Genomic DNA, 3,371 nt, shown 5'->3' with positions numbered 1-3,371 from the left:
TTCTGGCTGCGATTGAACCGATCTTCTGGGAGGATTTCGCGGGTCGCGTGCTGCCCTTCGATCGCGAGGGGGCAGATACCTATGCCACACTTGCCGTAGAACGCCGGCAAAGTGGCCGCCCCATCAGTCAGTTCGATGCGCAGATTGCTGGGATCGCCTTGTCTCGGGGTGCAGCTGTTGCAACGCGTAACGTTGCCGATTTCGAGGGGATCGGGCTGACGATCATCGATCCGTGGACCTATGGAGGGTGAGCCGAAGCGCACCTGATGCGAAACCCTGCAACCTGCATGACACTTATTTTCGCTGGCCGCTCCGTTGCTCCTCGGCGGCGACCAAATCCCGCAAAACAGCTAGGTCCATTGCTACGGTAGGAGAGAGGCGAGCTACTTCCGCTGCCACCTTGACCCAATGAAAAAACTCCTCCCGATCGCCTCCGAGGCGACTACGAGTCGCACGGCGCTGTGCCTCGTAATAGGCCCCGGCGTCCTCAGCGGCGAGGAGATATAGCGCGTCTTCTCGCCAGCGATTGCGACGGGCGCGTCGCTGGCGCCTCCAGCGTTTAATCGCCTCCAGCATTTCCTCTCAATGCCTCCAATGCGTCGGGGGCGGCGGGCCGAATAGGCGAAGACCCGCTAGCTTCAGCTGCGCCAAGAGTCGCCCCTTTTGAGACGCCCCGGTCACGCATTGTAATCGCTCTTGGAGATCATGTAAGTGGAGATTGGAGAATGGGAAAATCGGCTGAGGTACCAAGGTGAACGAAACCACCGTCAATGACACCGACAGGCTTATTCAACTGACCACCGATATCGTGTCGGCGTATGTTTCGAACAATCCTGTTCGTGTCGGGGACCTTCCCCAGCTCATCGCCGATATTCATCACGTCCTGCAGCAGCAAATCGCCCCAGCAGTGTTGAAATCGGACAACCCCCAGAAACCGGCTGTTCCGATCAGGAAGTCGGTCAACCCCGATTACATTATCTGCCTCGAGGACGGGAAAAAGTTCAAATCACTGAAGCGGCATCTTGCAACCAGTCACGGCCTCACACCGAGCGAATATCGTGAGAAATGGGGTCTCCCAGCAGACTACCCTATGGTTGCCCCAGCCTATTCGTCGGCGCGCTCGGCCCTGGCGAAGGCCACAGGCCTCGGGCGCAAAACCAAAACTGATGAACCAGCGCCCGCAGCACCTGCGAGACGAAAAAAACTCGGTCTTAAATTCTCCTGACAGCGAAAGACCAGCACATTCTATGAGATAGGGTGACTTCGGGACAACGCCTGCGTACGAAAAGAACTCGCTATCGAAAACGGGAGAATCCGTTTTCGAGGTGCAACGATCTACTCAATTTCGAGGCGATGAACCATGCTGGCTGATTTCCCTATCACGGTCCTCTATGCTCAGGTGGTGGTTCACACGGAGGACCGTGCCGCCTACGGTCTTCTATGGACCGACGATCACGTCAGCCAGGGGTTCGCCTGGTCACCAGGATATGTGAGCTTCGGTGTGCCCGACCATGACGGTGAGGTTTTGGTAGGCGTGGAGATGGGGGAGGGCGACAACTTCCGCTCTGAGGCCCTTTGGGCGGTCCAAGTGCCTTTCTCCGTAAAGGGGCCTGTGCAGATTGGCACCCTCTTCGACACTCAAAGCGTCAATGTGCCCGAGGGAAGCTACAATCTCATTTATCAAGGATTGGTCGGAACCGATGATTATTCATATATCCTGCGTCTGAGCTTTTCGCAGAGCGACGCTCCGCAATTTCGTATCCTGAAGAAGGGCGGAGAGATCACCACAGATATAGTCCTGCGCCGCGATGCCGACCCGGCGCAGTAGGGAGCCGCGGATGATGCGGTATTGCCTAGCTTTGCGCATTGGTCACAACGCGCTACTAGGCCGTGTGGACGAATTTGAGCAAGCATAGGCCGGCAGCGAAGCTGACGATCGAGCGGAAATTCCGTGCGGTCTTTTCGCATCGCAGAGCGACGCGCTTGAAGCGCTTGAGCCGCCCGAAGCCTTGCTCGATACGAGCGCGCGCCTTGTAGAGCGTCTTGGCGAAGAAAGCCTGCGGGTTCTTCTCATTGGCCTTGTGCGGGATCACCGGGGCGATGCCGCGAGCCCGCGCGGCGGCGCGATTGGCCTTGCTGGAATAGCCTTTGTCGCCCAGTGCGGCGCGTGGGGTGATGTCCGGCCCTATGTCGAGCAGGGTCTCGAAGCGGGTTGTGTCCGCAACCTGACCGCCGGTTAGATCGAACGCGATGATGTCGCCCGAATTGTCCGCCTTGGCGTGGATTTTGGTCGTGAACCCGCCACGCGAGCGTCCGAGCGCCTGGCCTTGCTGCCCCCCTTTGCGCCGGCCGCCGAGATATGGGCGCGCACAATGGTGGAATCGAACATCTGGATCAAATGGGCCGATGCGCTCATCTCGGCCAGCGTGTCGAAGAAGGCTTCGAACACGCCGGCCTTGCTCAGCCGGTCAAAACGCTTCCACACCGAGTTCCAATGGCCGAAGCGCTCCGGCAGCGCCCGTCAGCGCACATTCTCCACCGTGAAGAAGTGCATCGCTTCCAGAAACAACCGGTCATCCGCGGCCTTGCGGCCCCGCCGGGGCAGGCAGGCCCGGAAGACCTCCAGCGCGTTCGCCCAATCCGTATCCGTCATCTTCGTGGACATCGCCGACCTCCAAATCAGTCAGCAACCTATGAAACACACCGGATTCGTCCCCGGAACCCCAAAACCTATGCCTGAGTCAATTCGTCCACACGGCCTAGGTTTCCCAGTGGGCAAGCATATTCCGGGTGCTGTTCAACATCCTTAGCGAAAATCGCGTGTCTTCACTTTGATTTCATCTGGGCGGTCGTAGTCATCGACCGAGTTCGCTGGCCTGGTCAGACCGCGCGGATCAGGTGCCGGCGAAAAGTGCTGGAGCTCGTAGCCGCGACCATGTGACAGCGGAAATTGCACTTCACGTGCGCCGACGCTGGCCAGTTCCGCCGAAAGGTCGAACAGTTCATGGGCGACAACGTGGACGACATCACCCTCTCGCTGCACCCTGCCCTTTACTCCGATCATCCCCGAGCCAAGCACGATACGGCGATGTTTTTCGAAGACCTTGGTCCAGACGACAAGATTGGCCACAGCCGTCTCATCCTCAAGCGTGATGAACATCACGCCTTTCGCCGATCCGGGTCGCTGGCGCACCAACACCAGCCCGGCGACATGGACCCAGCGTCGGTCACGGCAAGCGGTCGCCTCTGCGCAAGTCATGATACGCCGGCGGGCCAGATCCGACCGCAGGAATGAAACGGGGTGTTGGCGCAGGGTCAATCCGAGATGACCATAGTCCTCCACGACCTCCTTTCCGGCCGCCATGGGGCGA

6 protein-coding genes are annotated in these 3,371 nt (G+C 59.1%); 3 read left to right on the top strand and 3 right to left on the bottom strand.

Translation table 11 applies throughout. The annotated features are described in order from the left end of the window. The 3 genes from ACFPLB_RS01310 to comJ form a co-directional block, all read left to right on the top strand. Positions 1–251 (top strand): PIN domain-containing protein (locus ACFPLB_RS01310; RefSeq protein WP_465251462.1); only part of this gene is annotated, 251 nt, incomplete at its 5' end. A 500-nt stretch (positions 252–751) separates the two neighbouring features. Then, the gene (locus tag ACFPLB_RS01305) at positions 752–1,225 is read left to right on the top strand and encodes a Ros/MucR family transcriptional regulator (RefSeq protein WP_378227446.1); all 474 of its coding nucleotides are present in this window, start codon (positions 752–754) and stop codon (positions 1,223–1,225) included. Positions 1,226–1,360: 135 nt separating this feature from the next. Further along, a complete protein-coding gene (gene comJ, locus ACFPLB_RS01300) occupies positions 1,361–1,828 on the top strand; it encodes a competence protein ComJ (protein WP_378227445.1) in 468 nt (155 codons plus the stop codon). Between the two features lie 55 nt (positions 1,829–1,883). Here the strand turns inward: comJ and ACFPLB_RS01295 are convergent, their stop codons facing one another. From ACFPLB_RS01295 to ACFPLB_RS01285, 3 genes are all read right to left on the bottom strand, one after another. After that, on the bottom strand, positions 1,884–2,408 hold the full coding sequence (locus ACFPLB_RS01295) for an IS5 family transposase (RefSeq protein ID WP_378227448.1): 525 nt from the start codon (positions 2,406–2,408) through the stop codon (positions 1,884–1,886). 113 nt (positions 2,409–2,521) lie between these two features. Next, positions 2,522–2,665 carry a hypothetical protein gene (locus ACFPLB_RS01290; RefSeq protein WP_378227444.1) on the bottom strand — a complete coding sequence of 48 codons (144 nt, stop codon included), beginning with the start codon at positions 2,663–2,665 and terminating at the stop codon, positions 2,522–2,524. A gap of 141 nt (positions 2,666–2,806) precedes the next feature. Beyond that, the coding region (locus ACFPLB_RS01285; RefSeq protein ID WP_378227443.1) for an OB-fold nucleic acid binding domain-containing protein at positions 2,807–3,371 on the bottom strand (565 nt) is incomplete at its 5' end.

It is taken from the genome of Aquamicrobium segne (assembly GCF_042656785.1).
GTDB lineage: Bacteria > Pseudomonadota > Alphaproteobacteria > Rhizobiales > Rhizobiaceae > Mesorhizobium > Mesorhizobium segne.
This window is presented reverse-complemented; position numbering and strand designations above follow the sequence as displayed.